General features: G+C 67.8%; 19 protein-coding genes. 14 read left to right on the top strand and 5 right to left on the bottom strand.

Features of this window, described 5'->3' with window-relative positions:
* Positions 1-193: 193 nt before the first annotated feature.
* Together egtD and egtB are read right to left on the bottom strand one after the other, a co-directional pair.
* Positions 194-1111: an L-histidine N(alpha)-methyltransferase gene (gene egtD / locus QTI51_RS33995; protein ID WP_503011571.1), complete on the bottom strand. Its 918-nt coding sequence runs from the start codon at positions 1109-1111 to the stop codon at positions 194-196.
* Between the two features lie 113 nt (positions 1112-1224).
* On the bottom strand, positions 1225-2481 hold the full coding sequence (egtB, locus tag QTI51_RS33990) for an ergothioneine biosynthesis protein EgtB (protein ID WP_116912844.1): 1257 nt from the start codon (positions 2479-2481) through the stop codon (positions 1225-1227).
* Positions 2482-2636: 155 nt separating this feature from the next.
* Here egtB and QTI51_RS33985 point away from each other — a divergent pair, with 155 nt between their 5' ends.
* Both QTI51_RS33985 and QTI51_RS33980 read left to right on the top strand, forming a co-directional pair.
* Complete coding sequence (locus tag QTI51_RS33985; protein ID WP_116912843.1) at positions 2637-3983, top strand: NAD(P)/FAD-dependent oxidoreductase; 1347 nt, start codon at positions 2637-2639, stop codon at positions 3981-3983.
* A gap of 49 nt (positions 3984-4032) precedes the next feature.
* Positions 4033-4284: a hypothetical protein gene (locus QTI51_RS33980; protein WP_116912842.1), complete on the top strand. Its 252-nt coding sequence runs from the start codon at positions 4033-4035 to the stop codon at positions 4282-4284.
* 44 nt (positions 4285-4328) lie between these two features.
* Here the strand turns inward: QTI51_RS33980 and QTI51_RS33975 are convergent, their stop codons facing one another.
* A complete protein-coding gene (locus QTI51_RS33975; protein WP_116912841.1) occupies positions 4329-4862 on the bottom strand; it encodes a thermonuclease family protein in 534 nt (177 codons plus the stop codon).
* Positions 4863-5072: 210 nt separating this feature from the next.
* Here QTI51_RS33975 and QTI51_RS33970 point away from each other — a divergent pair, with 210 nt between their 5' ends.
* Positions 5073-5552, top strand: a complete 480-nt coding sequence (locus QTI51_RS33970) for a tetratricopeptide repeat protein (RefSeq protein ID WP_286517464.1) — start codon at positions 5073-5075, stop codon at positions 5550-5552.
* Between the two features lie 80 nt (positions 5553-5632).
* Here the strand turns inward: QTI51_RS33970 and QTI51_RS33965 are convergent, their stop codons facing one another.
* A complete protein-coding gene (locus QTI51_RS33965; RefSeq protein WP_116912839.1) occupies positions 5633-7333 on the bottom strand; it encodes a long-chain fatty acid--CoA ligase in 1701 nt (566 codons plus the stop codon).
* A gap of 316 nt (positions 7334-7649) precedes the next feature.
* Here QTI51_RS33965 and QTI51_RS33960 point away from each other — a divergent pair, with 316 nt between their 5' ends.
* Together QTI51_RS33960 and QTI51_RS33955 are read left to right on the top strand one after the other, a co-directional pair.
* Positions 7650-8090: an OsmC family protein gene (locus QTI51_RS33960; RefSeq protein ID WP_116912838.1), complete on the top strand. Its 441-nt coding sequence runs from the start codon at positions 7650-7652 to the stop codon at positions 8088-8090.
* A gap of 53 nt (positions 8091-8143) precedes the next feature.
* On the top strand, positions 8144-9127 hold the full coding sequence (locus QTI51_RS33955) for a Bug family tripartite tricarboxylate transporter substrate binding protein (RefSeq protein WP_116912837.1): 984 nt from the start codon (positions 8144-8146) through the stop codon (positions 9125-9127).
* Positions 9128-9177: 50 nt separating this feature from the next.
* Here the strand turns inward: QTI51_RS33955 and QTI51_RS33950 are convergent, their stop codons facing one another.
* The gene (locus QTI51_RS33950; protein ID WP_116912836.1) at positions 9178-9906 is read right to left on the bottom strand and encodes a Crp/Fnr family transcriptional regulator; all 729 of its coding nucleotides are present in this window, start codon (positions 9904-9906) and stop codon (positions 9178-9180) included.
* A gap of 153 nt (positions 9907-10059) precedes the next feature.
* Between QTI51_RS33950 and QTI51_RS33945 the strand changes: the two genes are divergently transcribed.
* From QTI51_RS33945 to QTI51_RS33905, 9 genes are all read left to right on the top strand, one after another.
* Positions 10060-10623 (top strand): ester cyclase, encoded by a 564-nt coding sequence (locus tag QTI51_RS33945; protein ID WP_286517462.1) that lies wholly within the window; start codon positions 10060-10062, stop codon positions 10621-10623.
* Positions 10620-11393 (top strand): SDR family NAD(P)-dependent oxidoreductase, encoded by a 774-nt coding sequence (locus QTI51_RS33940; RefSeq protein ID WP_116912835.1) that lies wholly within the window; start codon positions 10620-10622, stop codon positions 11391-11393. Before QTI51_RS33945 ends, QTI51_RS33940 begins: the two co-directional genes overlap by 4 nt.
* Before the next feature lie 113 nt (positions 11394-11506).
* Positions 11507-12580, top strand: coding sequence for an MBL fold metallo-hydrolase (locus QTI51_RS33935; protein WP_116912834.1), 1074 nt, complete (start codon positions 11507-11509; stop codon positions 12578-12580).
* Between the two features lie 52 nt (positions 12581-12632).
* Positions 12633-14006 carry an MFS transporter gene (locus tag QTI51_RS33930; RefSeq protein ID WP_116912833.1) on the top strand — a complete coding sequence of 458 codons (1374 nt, stop codon included), beginning with the start codon at positions 12633-12635 and terminating at the stop codon, positions 14004-14006.
* 110 nt (positions 14007-14116) lie between these two features.
* Entirely contained in the window at positions 14117-14923 is an 807-nt protein-coding gene (locus QTI51_RS33925; RefSeq protein ID WP_116912918.1) for a GntR family transcriptional regulator, read from the top strand.
* A complete protein-coding gene (locus tag QTI51_RS33920; protein ID WP_116912832.1) occupies positions 14920-15720 on the top strand; it encodes a transporter substrate-binding domain-containing protein in 801 nt (266 codons plus the stop codon). The genes QTI51_RS33925 and QTI51_RS33920 overlap by 4 nt, the downstream gene beginning before the upstream one ends.
* Before the next feature lie 15 nt (positions 15721-15735).
* Positions 15736-16398, top strand: a complete 663-nt coding sequence (locus QTI51_RS33915) for an amino acid ABC transporter permease (RefSeq protein WP_116912831.1) — start codon at positions 15736-15738, stop codon at positions 16396-16398.
* A gap of 19 nt (positions 16399-16417) precedes the next feature.
* Complete coding sequence (locus QTI51_RS33910; RefSeq protein WP_116912830.1) at positions 16418-17071, top strand: amino acid ABC transporter permease; 654 nt, start codon at positions 16418-16420, stop codon at positions 17069-17071.
* Complete coding sequence (locus QTI51_RS33905; protein WP_116912829.1) at positions 17055-17834, top strand: amino acid ABC transporter ATP-binding protein; 780 nt, start codon at positions 17055-17057, stop codon at positions 17832-17834. Before QTI51_RS33910 ends, QTI51_RS33905 begins: the two co-directional genes overlap by 17 nt.
* Positions 17835-17994: the final 160 nt, after the last annotated feature.

Here is a 17994-nt window from a genome sequence, read left to right as displayed (position 1 = left end):
CCCTTGTTTGAGCGAAGCGAGTTTGGGCGAGACCCCGCGAAACGTGAGCACCGCAGGTTGCCCGCAGCGAAGCGGAGGGACGCAGCCAGTGGGGTCGCCTTTTCTTTGCTTACTTTCTTTTGGCGAAGCAAAAGAAAGCAAGTCGCCCGCCGGGGCGAGACCCGGCCAGCAGCCTTTGCAAAGCCAAAAAGAACTAAGCAGCCAGCCAATGCACGCTGAACAACCTCTCAGGATCCATCCAGACAGCCCCCGGCCGAAACCCTGCCCGCACAGCCAGCGCCCGAAGCCCCTCCACAGTGAACTTGTGCGAGTACTCCGTATGAATGGTCTCCCCTTCTTCGAACCCGAAGCTTTCCCCATTCAAAGAAACGCTCTGTGCCCGGCGACTGACAAGGTGCATTTCGATGCGTTGACGAGGCGCGTTGTAGAACGCCGCATGCGCGAACCCGTCGACGTCGAAGTCCGCATCGAGTTCCGAATTGGCACGCCGAAGCAGGTTCAGGTTGAACTCCCCCGTCACCCCTTGCGCGTCGTTGTAGGCCGCATGCAAACGCGCCGGGTCTTTCACCAGGTCGACCCCGATCAACAGCCCGCCGCCCCGCAGCATCCGAGCCGCCAGCTGAAGAAAAGCCAACGCCTCCTCAGGCTCGAAATTCCCGATCGTCGACCCCGGAAAAAACCCGACCCGGCGCCCCGCGCCAGGCAACGGCGCGGGCAGCACCAAGGGCATCGTGTAGTCCGCGGCAATCGGCTGCACCACGAGCGCCGGATAGTCCGCCTTCAACCGCGCCGCAGCCGCCTCCAGGTGCTCCCCCGAGATATCGATCGGCAGGTAGCGCTTGGGCGAATCGAGCGCGTCCAGCAGCAGCCGCACCTTGGTCAGCGACCCCGCGCCGAACTCCACGATTTCAGCGTTCGGCCCGACCTGCTCGGCGATTTCTCCCGCGCACTCGCCCAATATGCGCAGCTCGGTGCGCGTGGGGTAGTACTCGGGCAGGTCGCAGATGCGGTCGAACAGCTGCGAGCCCGCCACGTCGTAGAAGAACTTCGGCGAAATGCTGCGCGGCGACCGTGCGAGCCCCGCCTGCATCTCGCGGGCAAACTCGGACATCGCCGGCGCAGGGGCCGCGTCGGCGGACGAAGAAGCACTACGCGGCTTCTTCTGTGCCTGCCCGCTCGAAGGCACGAAGGACAGCGACGAAGAGGGAATTGGATTGCGCATGATCAAAGGTCTTTCGCGAGCCGCAGCCCCGAGAACTGCCAGCGCGCGGCCGGCGGAAAGAAGTTGCGGTAGCTGGGCCGCGTGTGCCCGGCCGGCGTGGCCACGCTGCCACCGCGCAACACCAGTTGCCCCACCATGAACTTGCCGTTGTATTCGGCCGCAATGCCGGGCATGGGACGAAAGCCGGGGTACGGGTCGTACGACGAGCGTGTCCACTGCCACACATGGCCGGTCATCTGCGAGATGCCCGGCGCGTCGTACGCGGCCTCCCACTCGAACTCGGTCGGCAACCGCGCGCCGGCCCACTCGGCGTACGCGGCGGCTTCGTAGAAGCTGAGCTGCGACACCGGCGCGTCGGCCTCCATCGGCCGCACGCCGTGCAGGCCGAACACATGCCAGCTGGCAGCGCCCTGCGTCTGCGCACCGAAGCCCAGGCGCGGATCGTCGGGGGCGAGCCAGTACGCGGGATGCCGCCATCCATTCGCCTGCACCGCGGCCCAGCCGTCGGACAGCCAGAGCTCCGGCCGCTGGTAGCCACCGTCGGCAATGAACTGCGCATAGTCGCCGCAGTTCACCAGCCGGTCGGCAATGGCATGCGGCTGCACCAGCGCCTGGTGGCGCGGGGTTTCGTTGTCGAAAGAAAACTCAGGCTGGCCCGCGAAGCCCACCTCGACCACGCCACCAGGCTGCGCAATCCAGCGCACGGCCGGCGGCACCGCGGCCAGCCGCAAGGCCGGCCCGCTCGCGGGCTTGTAGGCCGGCAGCATCGGGTTGCACGACAGCGCATGCAGGATGTCGGTGAGCAGCAGCTCCTGGTGCTGCTGCTCGTGGTTCAGCCCCAGCGTGACGATGGGCTCGATGGCCGCCCAGTCGAAGGCGCCCGCTTCAAGCAGTGCGACCACGGCCTCGTCCACATGGCGGCGGTACGCATGCACCTCGTCCACCGAAGGGCGCGTGAGCAGGCCGCGGTGCGGGCGCGGATGGCGTGGGCCCAGCGCCTCGTAGTACGAATTGAAGAGGTAATGAAAACGCACGTCGAAGGGCTGGTAGCCCGCGGCGTGCGGCTGCAGCAGCACCGTCTCGAAGAACCAGGTCGTGTGCGCCAGGTGCCACTTGGTCGGGCTCGCGTCGGGCATGGACTGGATGCATTGGTCTTCGGCGGAAAGCGGTGCGGCCAGCGCCAGGCTCGTGGCACGCACCTCGCGAAACTTGTCGCGCAGTGCGCTTGCCGCCGGTGTGATCGGCCGGGAAAGCGTCATGGGGTCTCCAGTCGGGTCAGCCGCAAGTTGTAGCCCATCCCGGTTACGGCGCCGCGTAGGACAAGACCCCGCAGCCCCGCAGCCAAAAAATCGGCGGGCCGCCACTGTGGCACAAGACGCCGGGGCGTGCAGGGGGGCTGCGTATCATCCGTCGGATGCAAACGACCAACCCCTCGGGCAGGCCCCAAGTCGTCATCGTCGGCTGCGGATTCGGCGGCCTCGAAGCCGCGCGAAAGCTGCAAGGCGCCGACGTCGACGTGACGGTGATCGACAAGACCAACCACCACCTGTTCCAGCCCCTGCTCTACCAGGTGGCGACCGCGGGGCTGGCAGCGCCCTCCATCGCGGCGCCGGTGCGTTCGCTGTTCCGCAAGCAGCCGAACATCACCACGCTGCTGGGCGAAGTGAGCGGCATCGACCCCTCCACCAACAGCGTGCACCTGGCCCACGGCGACCGCGTGCCCTACGACCACCTGATCGTCGCGGCAGGCGCCACGCACAGCTACTTCGGCCACGACGAATGGGCCAGCGTGGCGCCGGGGCTGAAGACGCTGGCCGATGCCTTCGAGATTCGCCGCCGCGTGCTGCTGTCGTTCGAGGCCGCCGAGATCACCACCGACCCCGAACGCCGCCGCGCCCTGCTCACCTTCGTGGTGATCGGCGCCGGCCCCACGGGCGTGGAAATGGCCGGCACGCTGGCCGAAATTGCCAAGCACACGCTCTCGGGCGAGTTCCGCCACATCGACCCGAGCAGCTCGCAGGTGCTGCTGGTCGAGGGTGGCGCGCGCGTGCTGCAGGCCATGCCCGAGTCGCTGAGCCAGAAGGCGCTCGAACAGCTGGAGCGGCTGGGCGTGGAGGTGCGGCTGAACGCGCGCGTGACGGCCATCGACCCGAGCGGGCTCGAAGTGCAGACCGGCGGCGGCGCGGACGGCGCGCCGGCCACCAGCTACCGAATCGATAGCAGCTGCGTGGTCTGGGCGGCCGGCGTCGCGGCCTCGCCGCTGGGCCGCATGCTGGGCACGGCCACCGGCGTGGAGTGCGACCGCGCGGGCCGCATCAAGGTCGAGCCCGACCTGAGCCTGGCCGGCTACCCCGAGATCAGCGTGGTCGGCGACCTGGCCGCCGCCATGAGCCATGCGCCCGGCAAGCCCCCCAAGCCGGTGCCGGGCGTGTCGCCCGGTGCCAAGCAGATGGGGCGCGCCGCGGCGGCCAACATCCTGCGGCGCATCGCGGGCCAGCCGACGGTGCCGTTCCGCTATGCGGACTACGGCAACCTGGCCACCATCGGGCGCAACTCGGCCGTGGTCGACCTGGGCACGCCCTTCGGGCCGCTGCGTTTCAGCGGACGGCTGGCGTGGCTGTTCTGGCTGTTCGCGCACGCGTACTTCCTGATCGGGTTTCGCAACCGCATCGTCGTGATGATGGACTGGGCCGGCGCCTACTGGAGCTTCCGGCGCAACGCGCGCGTGGTGGCCGACGTGCAGGGCAAGAGCGAATCCTGATACGAGTCCTGACGCGAATCCTGAACGGAATGCTGCACAGAGGCCTGCCATGTCGCTGACGCTGTGGACCGTGGTGCACGCGGCGCAGGCGCTGCTGTGGCTCTGGATACTGCGCTGGGGTGGCGCCGCCTACCTCGAGGGCACGTTGCTCTCGGGCTTTCTCGTCAGCACCTTCGCGCCGCGCTGGAGCGCCGAGGGGCTGCGCATGGCGGCGCTGATATTGCTGGTGTTCTGCGCGGTCAGCTTTGTGGTCGGGCTGTTCGTGCCGTCGCTGCGCTGCTGGGTGGGCGGCGCCTGCTGACCGCCGGGCACGCCGCGCGCTCCCCAAAGAAACTCAAGGCAAATTCAGAAGAACCCGCCCCAGTGCGACGACTCGTTGCGCTGGTGCTTGCGCCAGTCCCAGGGCGGCGTGGGTTTCGAATCGGCCCACAGCCCGAGGTGCCGCGCACGCGCGCTGTCCTGCAGCTTGAACAGGCCGCCACCGCGCTTGGTGGCGATGCGGTTGTAGTCGTACACCCAGGCCCAGCCGTCGCTCACCATGCGGGTGCCGACGTCTTCGCCGTTGCAGTCGACGTCGGCCACGGTGCGGCCGTAGCGGTCGGTGTCGATCTCGGTGATGCGCGCCTTTTCCTGGAAGCAGATGCTGCTCAGCGCCTGCTTGCTGCGCTGGCCGTAGGGCTGCGATTTCTCGGGCGCGTCGATGGCGGCGATGCGCACCTTCACACGCTCGTAGGCGCCGGCACGGCCGCAGCGCGCGGTAAGCGTGTCGCCGTCGCTGATGCCGACGACAAGACAGGTGCGGGGAGCGGCTTGAGAGAAAACAGGGAGGGCCAGCAGGCCGAAAAGAAGAAAGGCGGAAGACAGCGCGCGAAGATGCATGAAATAGCCGAAGGGAACCGGACGGGCAGAAAAGACGGGGGAAAGGGGGAGACCCGGCGAACAAAACAGAAGCAGCCCTTCCGCCCGAAGATGGGCAGAATGGCCGTCGGAGCGAGGCTAAGTCATTCGCGCACCGCCACGCGGCGGTACACAGACTTTTTCCTTTGTCCCTCTTTCTTTCAGCCGGTGCTTCGAAGGAGACTGCGCACCATGCAAGAACCGACCAACGACGACTGGTTTCTCGCGGCCAACGACGCATGGGAAGCCGGCGCGCACAAGAAGGCGCTCTCGCTGTTCCTGAAGGCGGCGGCCGCGGGCGAGACCCATGCGCTGAACAGCGTGGGCTACTTCCTGGACCACGGCATCGGCGTGAAGCAAGACGCCGCGGCCGCGCGCGAGTGGTACCGCAAGGCCGCCAGGGCCGGCGACATCGCAGGCTGCGCCAACCTGGCGATCTGCTACCGCGACGAGGGCAATTTCCGCTGGGCCCGCTTCTGGTTCGAGAAGGCCTACGCGCAGGGCGACGCCGATGCGGCACTCGAGCTGGGCCGGCTCTTTCTGTGGGAAGGCCCCAACCAGAACCACCGCAAAGTCGTCGACTACCTGAGCAAGGCCGCGGCCTCGCCGTGCATCAGCGCGGAGGGCAAGAAGGAGGCCGGCAGCCTGCTGAAGTCGATGGCGCGCAAGTAGCGCCAGCCGGCCGAGCAGCAAGCGCCGCCCGGTCGCTCGCGCTCAGCGCGTTTCACTTCCGGCGCATCACTTCCGGCGCGTCACTTCCCAGCCGCGGCCTCGTCCTCCTGCAGCAGCCGCCACATCACCTTGCCGCTGCCGCTCTTGGGCAGCGCGTCGACGAACTGCACCTTGCGCGGAATTTTGTAGACCGCCATGTTCTCGCGGCACCAGTCGATGATGTCCTGCTCGCTCGTGTCCTTGTGCGTGGGCCGCAGCACCACCACCGCCTTGACCGATTCGCCGCGGTAGGCGTCCTTGGTCGAGATGACGCAGGCCTCCTGGATGGCGGGGTGGCGGAACATCAGCAGCTCGACCTCGGCCGGCCACACCTTGAAGCCGCTCGCGTTGATCATCCGCTTCAGCCGGTCGGTGATGAAGAAGTAGCCCTCCTCGTCCATGCGGCCCATGTCGCCCGAGCGGAAGAAGCGCTTGCCCTCGAACTCGACGAAGGCCGCCGCCGTGGCGTCGGGCCGCTTCCAGTAGCCCTGGAACACCTCGGGCCCGTGGATGATGATTTCGCCCGACTCGCCGATGGGCATCTCCTGCAGGGTGTCGGGGTCGACCACGCGCGCGTCGGTGCTCATGAACGGAATGCCCAGGCACTGCTGCTTGGGGTGGTCCGACGGGTTGGTGTGCGAAGGCGCGGCGGTCTCGGTCAGGCCGTAGCCCTCCTGGTACTTCAGCCCGTACTGCTCGAACAGGCGCTGCGCCACCGCCTGCGGCATGGCCGCGCCGCCGCCGCCGATGTAGTTCATGCTCGACAGGTCGTAGCTCGCGAAGTTGGGGCTGGCCATCAGGTCGATGACCATGGTCGGGATGTTGGTCCAGGCCGTCACCTTCCAGCGCGAGATGAGCCGGCCCGCCACGTCGCGGTCCCAGCGCGGCATGATGATCAGCGTGGCCGCCGCCAGCACGGCGGTGTGCATCATGCTCACCACGCCGGTGATGTGGAACATGGGCACCACGGCCAGCACCACCGCTTCGGAGGTGGAGCCGCCCCACATCTGGCCGGCCACCGCGTTGTGCATCAGGCTCGAGTGGTGGTGCACGCAGCCCTTGGGCAGGCCGGTGGTGCCGCTGGTGTAGGGCAGCAGCGCCATGTCGTTGGCGCCCACCACGTGCTCGGGCGGCGCGTGGTTCGCGGCCAGCGCGTCGGTCCAGGCCACGACCTTGCCGTGGGCCAGTTCGGGCAGCGGGTGGCGGGTGGTGAGCCAGTCTTTCCAGGCCGGGGCCGGCGCGTCGTCGCCCGACACGTCGGCGTCGAAGGCGTCGGTGAACTGGGTCACGATCATGTGGTCGAGCTGCTGCTCGCGCGGCAGCGCGTTGCTGGCCTTGGCCAGTTCGCCGGCCAGGTCGCCGGTGATGATCGCCACCTTGGCGTCGGGGTCGGTGATGTAGTGCTTGAGTTCCTCGGCCCGGTTCATCGGGTTGACCGGCACCACCACGGCATTGGCCCGCAGGATCGCGAAATGCGCGATGACGAGCTGCGGGCAGTTCTGCATGTCCAGGATCACGCGGTCGCCGCGCTTCACGCCCAGCGCATGCAGCGCGCCCGCCAGCCGCTCGGCCTGGGCCGCGAACTCGCGGTAGCTGAGCACGCGGCCGAAGAACACCAGCGCGGGCTTGTTGGGGTAGCGCGCGGCCGAGGTGGCCAGGTTGTGCCAGAGCGAGGTGGCGGGAACGGTGATGGCGTGCGGCAGGCGTTTGGGCCAGAACTTGTGATGCGGGCGTTGTTGCATGGTGAGAACAGGCGGAGGAAGGGAAACAGAGGGGAAGACAGAGGGCAGAGGGGCAAACCGAGAAAAGTGCGCCAAAAAGGACGGTCGTTCGCCAGCCTAAGCCGAGCGGGCCGCCGCTCCCATCGGGGAAGCCCCCGTAACGTCGCCAAGGTGACGCCCTTTCGACTGACCGCCCGCTCCTCCTAGCTGCTCCCAGCCCTCCACCCCCACCCCGTTCGGGGGATGCCGCACGCGATGTGCGACTACAGACAGCGCCCCCCCGCATCGGCGATACCTGCAGGTTCCCCCAACCACCCACCGCACCGAAGGAACCGACATGGCAGCAGACAAGCACGCAAGCGTTCACTGGGAAGGCGCCGGCAAGACCGGCAAGGGCCAGGTCAGCACCGAGACCGGCGCACTCAAGGACTACCCCTACGGCTTCGCCAGCCGCTTCGAAGACGACAAGCGCGGCACCAACCCCGAGGAAATCGTCGGCGCGGCCCATGCCGCCTGCCTGACCATGGCCTTCGCCTTCGCGCTGGAAGCGGCGGGCCTGACCGCCACGCGCATCGACACCAAGGCGGCCGTGCGGCTGGCCAAGGACGGCGCTGGTTTCAAGATCGACCGCATCCAGCTCGAACTGGACGCGGCCGTGCCCGGCCTGGACGAAGCCAAGTTCCAGGAAATCGCGGCCGGCGCCAAGGCCGGCTGCCCGCTGTCGAAGGCCCTGGCGAGCGTGCCCGAGATCACGCTGAAGGCGACGCTGGCCAGCTGATCGGGCCGAACCCGGCTGCTTATGATCGTCTCCACAAAAAAAGGAGACGGATCATGAACACCCCCATCCGGACCGCCCTGGCGGTCCTTTCTTTCGCCGCAGGCGCCACCTGCACGATCAGCACGAGCGCGCTGGCCGCCTACCCCGACAAGCCGATCAAGGTCGTCATCGGCTTTCCGGCGGGCGGGCCGCTCGACCAGCACGCACGCCTGCTCACCGACAAGCTGCAGGCCGTGCTCGGCCAGCCGCTGATCGTCGACTACAAGCCCGGCGCGGGCGGCTCGGTGGGCGCCGACGCGGTCGCCAAGAGCCCCGCCGACGGCTACACGCTCATGCTGGCCAACACCGGCGTGGCCGTGATCAACGGCGCGCTGTACAGCAAGCTGCCCTACGACACGCAGCGCGACTTCGTGCCCATCGCGCGCACCGCCATGCAGCCGCTGGCCCTGCTGGTCACGCCCAAGCTGCCGGTGCAGAACCTGAAGCAGTTCGTCGACTACGCCAAGGCGCGGCCCGGGCAGGTCAACTACGGCTCGGCCGGCAACGGCGGCATCAGCCACCTGGTGCCCGAGATGTTCAAGACCGCGACCGGCATCTTCATGGTGCACATTCCCTACCGCGGCAGCGCGCCGGCCTTCACCGACCTGATGGGCGGCCAGGTGCAGTTCATGGCCGAGTCGATTCCGCAGGCCGCCAACTACCACAAGCAAGGCAAGGTGCGCGCGCTGGCCGTGACCAGCCGCGAGCGCAACCCCGCGCTGCCCGACGTGCCGACCGTGATCGAGTCCGGCGTCAAGGGCTTCGAGGTGGTCGGCTTCTATGGCTTTCTTGCGCCGAAGGACACGCCCAAGGACGTGGTCGCCAGGCTGAGCGACGCATTCAAGCAGGTGCTGAACAACCCCGAGGTGCGCGACCGCATGGTGAGCCAGGGCGCGGACCCGGCCTTTTTGGGCAGCGAGGATTTCGCGCGCTTCCTGGCGACGGAAACGCCGCGTTGGCAGCAGGCGGTGAAGGCGTCCGGCGCGCGGATGGACTGAGCCGGCGCTTTCTTCACGCCGGCGCTCGGTTCGGTTCGGCCCGGCTCAGTTCAGCTTGGCGTGGCCGCGTGCCGCTCCAACTGCGCGCGGCTCAGCAGCTCGATGCTGCGGTAGCGCACCCGCAGCGTGCCATCTTCTTCCCACAGCTTCAGCTGCCGGTTCACGCTTTGGCGCGACACGCCGAGCATGAACGACAGGTCTTCCTGCGACACCGCCAGCAGGGTGCCGCCGGGCTCACCACCCTCGGCACGCACCTGGCCGTGCGGGTCCAGCGTGAGCAGCCGGTGCGCGAGCCGCACGGGCAGCGGCATGAGGATGACGTCGTCGATCCACGCCAGCGCCTGTCGCAGCCGCAGGCACACCAGCCGCGTGAAGGCCATGTGCACGTCGGGGAACTCGGCCACCAGCCGGTGGAAGTCGGCCGCCGCCACCACGGCCATTTCGGTCGTGTCGACCGCGCAGGTGTCGTAGACCCGCTCGCGCCCCACCAGCAGCGACACCTCCCCGAACCAATGGCCGGGCTCGAGCATGGCAATCACCGCCTCGCGCCCGCCCGGCGCCACCACGCTCACGCGCAGCGAGCCCCCGACCACGCCGAACAGCGCGTCGGGCGACGAGCCCTTGTGAAACAGCGACTCGCCGCGCGCCAGCGTGCGCCGGTGCGCCACCGCGAGCAGGCGCTGCTGCACGTCTTCGGCCAGGCGCATGTCGCTGTTGTGCACCGGCGAGGGTTGCGCGTTCGGCGCGGTGACGGGGGATGAAGGGGGCGTGCGTGGCATCGCGGGTTTGTCCGTAGCGGCGATTGCCAACACCGGACAGTCTTGGTTCGAGGGGTTGCCGATAGTACGCAGCGAGCCCGGGGCGGCGCATTCGCAGCAACCCGAGGCCACCCGTCATGACTCGCCATTTCCTGTCACATGGAGCACACCCCGATGAACGCCTCGACCAACGAACGCAACGAACGCAACGAACTCAACGAACTCAACGAACTCGCCGACCTTCAAGCCCGCCGCGAGCGCCTCGTGCTCGACCACTTCGCCGACGAGACCCGGCAAGACTTCGACGCCGTGCTCGGCACCTTTCCGCACCCGCACTACGAGCTCATTCCCAGCGGCGAGGTGCATGACGGCACGGCGGACGTGCGCCAGTACTACATCGACACGCGCCGTGCCTTTCCTGACCAGCGCCACGAGATCATCCAGCTGCGCCATGCGCACGATTCGGTCATCGTGGAGTTCTGGCTGCTGGGCACGCACCGCGGTCCGCTGAAGGGCATTCCGCCGACGGGCAACAGCTTTCGCTGCCGCATGAACGCCTTCTTCATCTTCGAGGGCGACACGCTGGTGTGCGAGCGCGTGTACTTCGACACGCTGACGATGCTGCGGCAGCTGCTGGTGGGCGTGCCGGCGGAGCATGTCGCGGCACTGGTGGGCAGCCTGCTGGGCCAGCCCGCTGCAGCCCATGCAGCCAGCGCAGCCGAAGCAGCCACCGCATGACAGCGCTGCGCTCCGACGCGCTCCGTGGCCGCCACGCCATCGTGACGGGCGGCGCCCGCGGCATCGGCCTGGCCATTGCGCGGCGCTGCCTGCAGGCAGGTGCCAGCGTGGCGCTGTGGGACCTCGATGCGGCCGTGCTGTCGGCGGCCGTGCAGGCGCTCGAACCCCTGGGCACCGCGACTTCGGCGGTCGTCGATGTGCGCGACGAAGCGCAGATCGCCCGCGCCGCCGCGCAGTCGCAGGAGCGCTTCGGCAGCCTCGACATCCTCGTCAACAACGCCGGAATACTGGGCCCGACGGTACCGAGCTGGGCGCACACGCCCGCGCAGTGGCGCGACGTGCTCGACGTCAACCTCACGGGCGCGTGGTTGTGTTGCCGCGCGGTGGCGCCGGTGATGCTCGCGCAGCGGCGCGGGCGCATCGTCAACATCGCCTCGGTCGCGGGCAAGGAGGGCAACGGGCTCAACGCCGCGTATTCGGCGTCGAAGGCGGGGCTCATCGCGTTGACGAAGTCGCTGGGCAAGGAGCTGGCCTCTTCGGGGGTGCTGGTGAACTGCATCACACCGTCTGCCGCCGACACCGAGGTGTTCGCCGCCGTGCCCGCGGAGCACCGCGAACAGTTGCGCACGGCATTGCTCTCGCGGGTGCCGATGGGGCGCTTCGTGGAAGTGGACGAGGTGGCCGCCATGGCGGCGTGGCTCGCTTCGGACGACTGCTCTTTCAGTACGGGAGCGGTGTTCGATATTTCTGGCGGGCGCTCTTTGTATTGAGCTGCTTCGCGCAAGGGGTTGTTCTGGGTTGGTGAACTGCGATCAACCACCGCGCCGTCGTGATCGCGCCCTGAACAACAGCAACCCAACGACCAGCATTTCCAGGAGACGACATGACCCGAGACCCCGAACCCACCGGCTTCGCGCAACTGACGGCATTCGATGGCACCCGCAACGCGGCCATGCCGCAAGACCGCTTGCGCGCCATTCGCCACGGCGCCGAAGCGCTGCGCGAACAGCTGCTGGACGCACCGCCGGTTCGCTTCGCGCGCAGCTTCAACCTGCTGCGCATTCCCTACCCCGCGTGGTTCGCCTTCACCGGCGTGTACTCGCAGCAATTGCTCAAGCCGCACATGGTTCACCTGCTGGCGCGGACCACGCTGGTCCAGTACGACGACTTCGAAGGGCGGCTGCGCACGCTGCTGTTCACGCCCGCCGACTTCGAATCGGGCGGCGAGACGCCGTACTTCAAACGGCTGAGCGCGCAGACGCCCAAGTTCCTGCACAGCACCATCGCGCCGGTCTACCAGACCGTGTTGCAGGCGCTGGCGCTCTGCGGGGTGAAGCCGGAGCAGGTCGACTACATCACCTACGACCACCTGCACACGCAAGACGTTCGGCGCTGGCTCGGCAGCGCGGGCACGCCGGGGCTGCTGCCCAACGCCCGGCTGCTGGTGCATCAGCAGGAGCTCGCGAACGTGCAAGGCCTGCTGCCGGTGCAGGCCGAGTGGTACTGCCCGCAGGGGCTGCAAGGCGTGCCGGCCGACCGCCTGGTCTCCTTCGACGGCAGCATCCAGCTGGGGCGCGGCGTGGCGCTGGTGCACACGCCGGGCCACACCGAAGGCAATCACTCGCTGGTGTATCGCGCCGGCGACGGGCTGCGCGTGAGCAGCGAGAACGGCGTGTCGGCCGACAGCTGGGCACCGCTGCAGTCGCGGCACAACGGCATCCGACGCTACGCACAGGCCACGGGCGCGGAGGTGATCCTCAACGGCAACACGCAGGAAAGCAGCAACGACCAGTACCTGTCGATGGTGCTGGAGAAGACGCTGGCGGGCACGTCGGCGCTGCACGGCTTCAGCAACGTGGTGCCGTCCAGCGAGTGTTCGCCGCACTGGCTGTTTCCGGGCGCGCCGACCAGCCACCTGTGGGGCGAGACGCGCTTCGGCACGGTCACCGTCGCCTGACGCGCCGGCCCGCACGTCGCCACGAACAACAAGACAACAGAAGGAGACAACGATGAACACCGCCACGCTCGACACCACCGGCGCGCATCCACCGGCGCAGACCTCCGCCACCGGCAGCGCAAGCACCACCAGCGATGACGCCGCCCTCTTCCGCAAGATCACCTGGCGGCTGATGCCGCTGCTGTGCGCCTGCTACATGCTGAACTACCTCGACCGCACCAACGTCGGCTATGCGCAGCTGCAGATGAAGGAGCAGCTGGGCTTCAGCGACGCCGTGTTCGGGCTGGGCGCGGGCATTTTCTTCATCGGCTATGCGGTGTTCGAGATTCCGAGCAACCTGATGCTCGCGAAGATCGGCGTGCGCGCGACACTGCTGCGCATCATGGGTCTGTGGGGGCTGGCGTCGGCGGCCATGATGTTCGCCACCACGCCCACGCAGTTCTACGTGCTGCGCTTTCTCATCGGCGTGTTCGAGGCGGGCTTCGCGCCGGGCGTGCTGTTCTACCTGACGCTGTGGTTCCCCTCGCACCGGCGCGCGCAGGCCACGGCGCTGTTCTTCATGGCCTTCGGGGCGGCGCCCATCGTGGCCGGGCCGATCGCGGGGCTGACCATGACCTACCTCGACGGCGTGCTGTCGCTGCGCGGCTGGCAATGGCTCTTCCTGCTCGAAGGCGTGCCCAGCGTGCTGCTGGGCGTGGCGGCCTTTCGCTGGCTGTCGAACAGCCCGGCGCAGGCGGCGTGGCTCTCGCCCGCCGAGAAGCAGCGCGTGGCGCGGCTGCTGGCCGAAGACCAGGCAGCCCACGGCGCCACCGAGCGGCACACCTTCGGCGCGGCGATGCGCGACGCCCGCGTGTGGCTGATCGGCTTCATGTCGTTCCTCATCATCCTGGGCATCTACGCGCTGTCTTTCTGGCAGCCGACCATCCTGAAGTCGATGGGGCTCAGCGTGCTGCAGATCGGCTTCTATGCGGTCATTCCGGCGCTGGCGGGCATCGCGGCCAACATCGCCGTCGGGCGGCATTCCGACAAACACAAAGAGCGCCGCTGGCACTTCGCGCTCAGCGCGGTGGTGGGCGCCGCCGGGCTGGCGCTGACCACGCTGTTCATGCACAACGCCTTCGCCGCGGTGCTGTGCCTGGCGCTGGCGTCCATGGGCATTTCCGCCGCCTTCACCGTGCTGTGGTCGGTGCCGGGCACCTTCATGTCGAAGAGCGCGGCGGCGGCGGGCATTGCGCTCATCAGCACCATCGGCGGCAGCGCGGGGCTGGTGGCGCCGATGATGGTCGGCGCGCTGAAGACGCTGACGGGCGGCTTCACCGCCAGCCTGTGTGTGCTGAGCGGCGCGCTGGTGCTGTCGGCACTGCTCATGCTGGTGGCACTGCCGGCGAGCGCGCTGGGGCGCAGGCCAGGGCGCTCGCCGCGCTGAGCGCGGCCGGCCACTGCACCCGTTTACTGCCCTGATCCAGGGCCCGTGCGCCATTCGGGTGCACAGATCTTGCATACCAGTTGGCACAGAAGCTGCTGATATGCAGGACCATGGCCATCTCCGCATCCGAAATCAGTGCACGCATCGTCGAAGCGGTGATGGCGCAAAAGCTCGCGCCCGGTTCGCGCCTGGGCGAGCAGCAGCTGGCCATGCTGTTCGACTGCAGCCGCACCATCGTGCGCGAGGCGCTCACGCGGCTGGCGGCGCGCGGCATCGTCACCGTGAGCGCGCGGCGCGGCTGGTTCGTCATCGAGCCCTCGCAGGACGAGGCGCGCGAGGCCTTCGAGGCGCGGCGCGTCATCGAGCTGGGCCTGATCCGCAGCGCCGGCAGCACCGGAAAGATCGAGAAAACCGCCCTGCGCCAGCTGAAGGCGCACCTCCAGCGTGAAAAGGCCGCACTGAAAGAAAGCGACGTCGGCAACCGCAGCTTCCTGCTGGGCGACTTCCATGTGTGCCTGGCCGAATGCCTGGGCAACACGCTGCTGGCCGACACGCTGCGCGACTACACGGCGCGCACCACGCTGATCGCCATGCTCTACCAGTCCACGCACGACGCGGTGCAGTCGTGCGAAGACCACGTGCAGATCGTCGCGGCGCTGGAGCGCGGCGACCACGCCACGGCCGAGTCGCTGATGGCAGAGCACATCGGCACGGTGCAGTCGGCCCTGCGCGTGCAGGCACCGACCGATCCGCTCGCGCAGCTGCGCGACGCGCTGGCGCCGCTGAACAACACAAGCGCCGCTACAGCGGCCGCAGCCCCGAAGGCGAAGCGCCGCAAGCCCGCCGCATTGCCCGCTTCAGATTCCATTCCCGATTCCGATCCAGATTCTTCGACTTACCTAGGAGCCCTGCTATGAACTTCTCTTCGTCCAAACGCCACCTCGCGCTCGCACTGGCTTCCATTGCCATGCTGGCCGCCACCGGCGCCGCCCAGGCCCAGAACGCGCTCGACAACGTGCTCAAGGCCAAGACCATCAAGATCGCGGTGCCCACCGACTACCCGCCCTACGGCTCGGTCGACAAGAACATGAAGCCGCAGGGCCTCGACGTGGAAATGGCCGAGCTCATCGCCGCCAAGCTCGGCGTGAAGATCGAGCTGGTGCCCGTCACCAGCGCCAACCGCATTCCGTACCTGCAGACGCGCAAGGCCGACCTGGTGATCTCCACGCTCGGCAAGAACCCGGAGCGCGAGAAGGTCATCGACTTCTCCTCGGCCTACGCGCCCTTCTTCCAGGCCGTGTTCGCGGCCAAGAGCCTGAACATCAAGACCTTCGCCGACATGGGCGGCAAGACCGTGGCCGTCACGCGCGGCGCCATGGAAGACCAGGAGCTCGCCAAGGTGGCGCCCACCACGCTGGACTACAAGCGCTTCGAGGACAACAACGCCACCATCGCCGCCTTCGTCTCGGGCCAGACGCAGACCCTGGCCGCCAGCGCCGCCGTGGCCGGCGACATGATGCAGAAGAACCCGCAGCTCAACGCCGAATACAAGCTGCTGCTGAAAGACAGCCCCTGCTTCGTCGGCATCGCCAAGGGCGAGGACAAGCTGAAGGCCAAGGTCAACGAGATCATCGCCAACGCGCGCAAGGACGGCACCATCGACGCCATGTCCAAGAAGTGGCTCGGCCGCCCGGCCGGCGACCTGCCGGTCTGATCGAGCCGCGCGGCCATGAACATCGAATTCGACTTTTTGGCGGTTCTGTCGGAATGGCCGCTGCTGCTGCGCGGCGTGGCGTGGACCATCGGCCTCACCGCCGTGGGCACCGTGCTGGGCATGACCGTGGGCACCTTCTGCGCCTGGGCACGCTCGGGCGGGCCGCGCTGGCTGCGGCTGCTGGTGGGCACCTACGTGGAGCTGATCCGCAACACGCCCTTCATCGTGCAGCTGTTCTTCATCTTCTTCGGGCTGCCGGCCGCGGGCGTCAAGCTCTCGCCGGAGGTGGCCTCGGTGATCGCCATGGTGATGAACCTGGGGGCGTACTCCACCGAGATCATCCGCGCCGGCATCGAGGCCACGCCCAAGGGGCAGATCGAGGCCGCCGTGAGCCTGGCGCTGAGCAAGGCGCAGGTGTTCCTGCGCGTGGTGCTGCCGCCGGCGCTGAAGAAGGTGTGGCCGTCGATGGTGAGCCAGATCGTCATCGTGATGCTGGGCTCGGCGGTGTGCGGGCAGATTTCGACCGAAGAGCTCAGCTACGCGGCCAACCTCATCCAAAGCCGCAACTTCCGCGCCTTCGAGGCCTTCATCGTCGCCACGCTCATCTACCTGGCGCTGTCGGTCGCGTTGCGCCGGCTGCTCGACTGGGCGGGGCCGAAGTTCTTCTTCGGCCGCTGAACGCAGGAACTTCGTTGCCATGACCGATTTTTCTCTCTGGGACATCCTGCGCAACCTGCTGATGGCGCTGCGCTGGACCGTCGTGCTCTCGCTCATCGCCTTCGTCGGCGGCGGCATCGTGGGGGCGGCGCTGCTGTTCGTGCGGCTGCGCGGCGGCAAGGTGGCGGGCAAGGCCGTGAGCCTGTACGTTCAACTCTTCCAGGGCACGCCGCTGCTCATGCAGCTGTTTCTCGCCTACTTCGGCATTGCGCTGTTCGGCATCGACGTGTCGGCGTGGACGGCCGCCAGCTTGGCGCTCACGCTGTACACCAGCGCTTTTCTCACCGAGATATGGCGCGGCTGCGTGGCCTCCATCCCGAAGGGGCAATGGGAGGCCTCGGGCAGCCTGGCGCTGAGCTTCGGCGAGCAGATGCGCCACGTGATCCTGCCGCAGGCCGTGAAGATCGCGATCGCGCCGACGGTCGGCTTCCTGGTGCAGGTCATCAAGGGCACGGCGCTGGCCTCGGTGATCGGCTTTGTCGAACTCACCAAGGCCGGCAGCATGATTTCGAACGCCACCTTCAAGCCCTTCGTGGTGTTCAGCTGCGTGGCCCTGCTTTATTTCGTGCTGTGCTTTCCCGTGAGCCTGTACGCCAAGACCCTCGAGAGGAAAACCCATGGCCGCCGTGCTTGAACCGCAACAACCCGCCACCTCGGTGGGCGCCCCCATCGTGCGCATCACCGCGCTGCGCAAGTCTTACGGCACCAACGAGGTGCTCAAGGGCATCGACCTGGACGTGAAGCGCGGCGAGGTGATCGCCATCATCGGCAAGAGCGGCTCGGGCAAGAGCACGCTGCTGCGCTGCATCAACGGGCTCGAAGTGTTCCAGGAAGGCTCGCTCACGGTCGACGGCAAGCCGCTGCTGCACGAAAGCACCATGGCCATGCGCGAGCTGCGCCAGCGCGTGGGCATGATCTTCCAGAGCTTCAACCTGTTCCCGCACCTCACGGTGGGAAAGAACGTGATGCTCGCGCCCACGCTGGTGAAAAAGCGCGGCAGCATGGAGGCCGCTTCGCAGGCGCGCAAGCTGCTCAACCGCGTGGGGCTGCAGGAAAAATTCGACGCCATGCCCGACCAGCTTTCGGGCGGCCAGCAGCAGCGCGTGGCCATCGCGCGCGCGCTGGCCATGGAGCCGGCCGTGCTGCTGTGCGACGAGATCACCTCCGCGCTCGACCCCGAGCTGGTGGGCGAAGTGCTGCGCGTGGTGGAGTCGCTGGCCGACGAGGGCATGACGCTGCTGATGGTCACGCACGAGATGAGCTTTGCGCGCAAGGTGAGCGACCGCGTCATCTTCATGCACCAGGGCCGCGTGCACGAGATGGGGCCGCCGGCGGAGCTGTTCGGCAACCCGCAGACGGCGGAGCTGAAGCAGTTCCTGTCGTCACTGCATGACTGAACGGGCCGCGCTGGGCTATCCTCGGCCCATGGCTTGCCTGCACACCGCGTCGATTATTCGCACCATCCGAAAGATGGTGGGTTAGCGCGCGGTTCCACAGACACACGCCATGCAACCCGCCCCACGAGGCGGGTTTTTCGTTTCCTGGGGTTCTTTTTCA

It is taken from the genome of Variovorax sp. J22G73 (assembly GCF_030317035.1).
In the GTDB taxonomy this organism is placed as follows: Bacteria; Pseudomonadota; Gammaproteobacteria; order Burkholderiales; family Burkholderiaceae_C; genus Variovorax.
This window is presented reverse-complemented; position numbering and strand designations above follow the sequence as displayed.

Bases quoted from the DNA above. Each gene is read 5' to 3' on its own strand.
- egtD (WP_503011571.1), bottom strand. From the start codon at position 1,111: ATGTCCGAGTTTGCCCGCGAGATGCAGGCGGGGCTCGCACGGTCGCCG.
- QTI51_RS33965 (WP_116912839.1), bottom strand. From the start codon at position 7,333: ATGCAACAACGCCCGCATCACAAGTTCTGGCCCAAACGCCTGCCGCAC.
- QTI51_RS33950 (WP_116912836.1), bottom strand. From the start codon at position 9,906: ATGCCACGCACGCCCCCTTCATCCCCCGTCACCGCGCCGAACGCGCAA.
- QTI51_RS33970 (WP_286517464.1), top strand. From the start codon at position 5,073: ATGCAAGAACCGACCAACGACGACTGGTTTCTCGCGGCCAACGACGCA.
- QTI51_RS33940 (WP_116912835.1), top strand. From the start codon at position 10,620: ATGACAGCGCTGCGCTCCGACGCGCTCCGTGGCCGCCACGCCATCGTG.
- QTI51_RS33905 (WP_116912829.1), top strand. From the start codon at position 17,055: ATGGCCGCCGTGCTTGAACCGCAACAACCCGCCACCTCGGTGGGCGCC.
- QTI51_RS33985 (WP_116912843.1), top strand. From the start codon at position 2,637: ATGCAAACGACCAACCCCTCGGGCAGGCCCCAAGTCGTCATCGTCGGC.
- QTI51_RS33945 (WP_286517462.1), top strand. From the start codon at position 10,060: ATGAACGCCTCGACCAACGAACGCAACGAACGCAACGAACTCAACGAA.
- QTI51_RS33925 (WP_116912918.1), top strand. From the start codon at position 14,117: ATGGCCATCTCCGCATCCGAAATCAGTGCACGCATCGTCGAAGCGGTG.
- QTI51_RS33935 (WP_116912834.1), top strand. From the start codon at position 11,507: ATGACCCGAGACCCCGAACCCACCGGCTTCGCGCAACTGACGGCATTC.
- egtB (WP_116912844.1), bottom strand. From the start codon at position 2,481: ATGACGCTTTCCCGGCCGATCACACCGGCGGCAAGCGCACTGCGCGAC.
- QTI51_RS33910 (WP_116912830.1), top strand. From the start codon at position 16,418: ATGACCGATTTTTCTCTCTGGGACATCCTGCGCAACCTGCTGATGGCG.
- QTI51_RS33955 (WP_116912837.1), top strand. From the start codon at position 8,144: ATGAACACCCCCATCCGGACCGCCCTGGCGGTCCTTTCTTTCGCCGCA.
- QTI51_RS33930 (WP_116912833.1), top strand. From the start codon at position 12,633: ATGAACACCGCCACGCTCGACACCACCGGCGCGCATCCACCGGCGCAG.
- QTI51_RS33915 (WP_116912831.1), top strand. From the start codon at position 15,736: ATGAACATCGAATTCGACTTTTTGGCGGTTCTGTCGGAATGGCCGCTG.
- QTI51_RS33960 (WP_116912838.1), top strand. From the start codon at position 7,650: ATGGCAGCAGACAAGCACGCAAGCGTTCACTGGGAAGGCGCCGGCAAG.
- QTI51_RS33980 (WP_116912842.1), top strand. From the start codon at position 4,033: ATGTCGCTGACGCTGTGGACCGTGGTGCACGCGGCGCAGGCGCTGCTG.
- QTI51_RS33920 (WP_116912832.1), top strand. From the start codon at position 14,920: ATGAACTTCTCTTCGTCCAAACGCCACCTCGCGCTCGCACTGGCTTCC.
- QTI51_RS33975 (WP_116912841.1), bottom strand. From the start codon at position 4,862: ATGCATCTTCGCGCGCTGTCTTCCGCCTTTCTTCTTTTCGGCCTGCTG.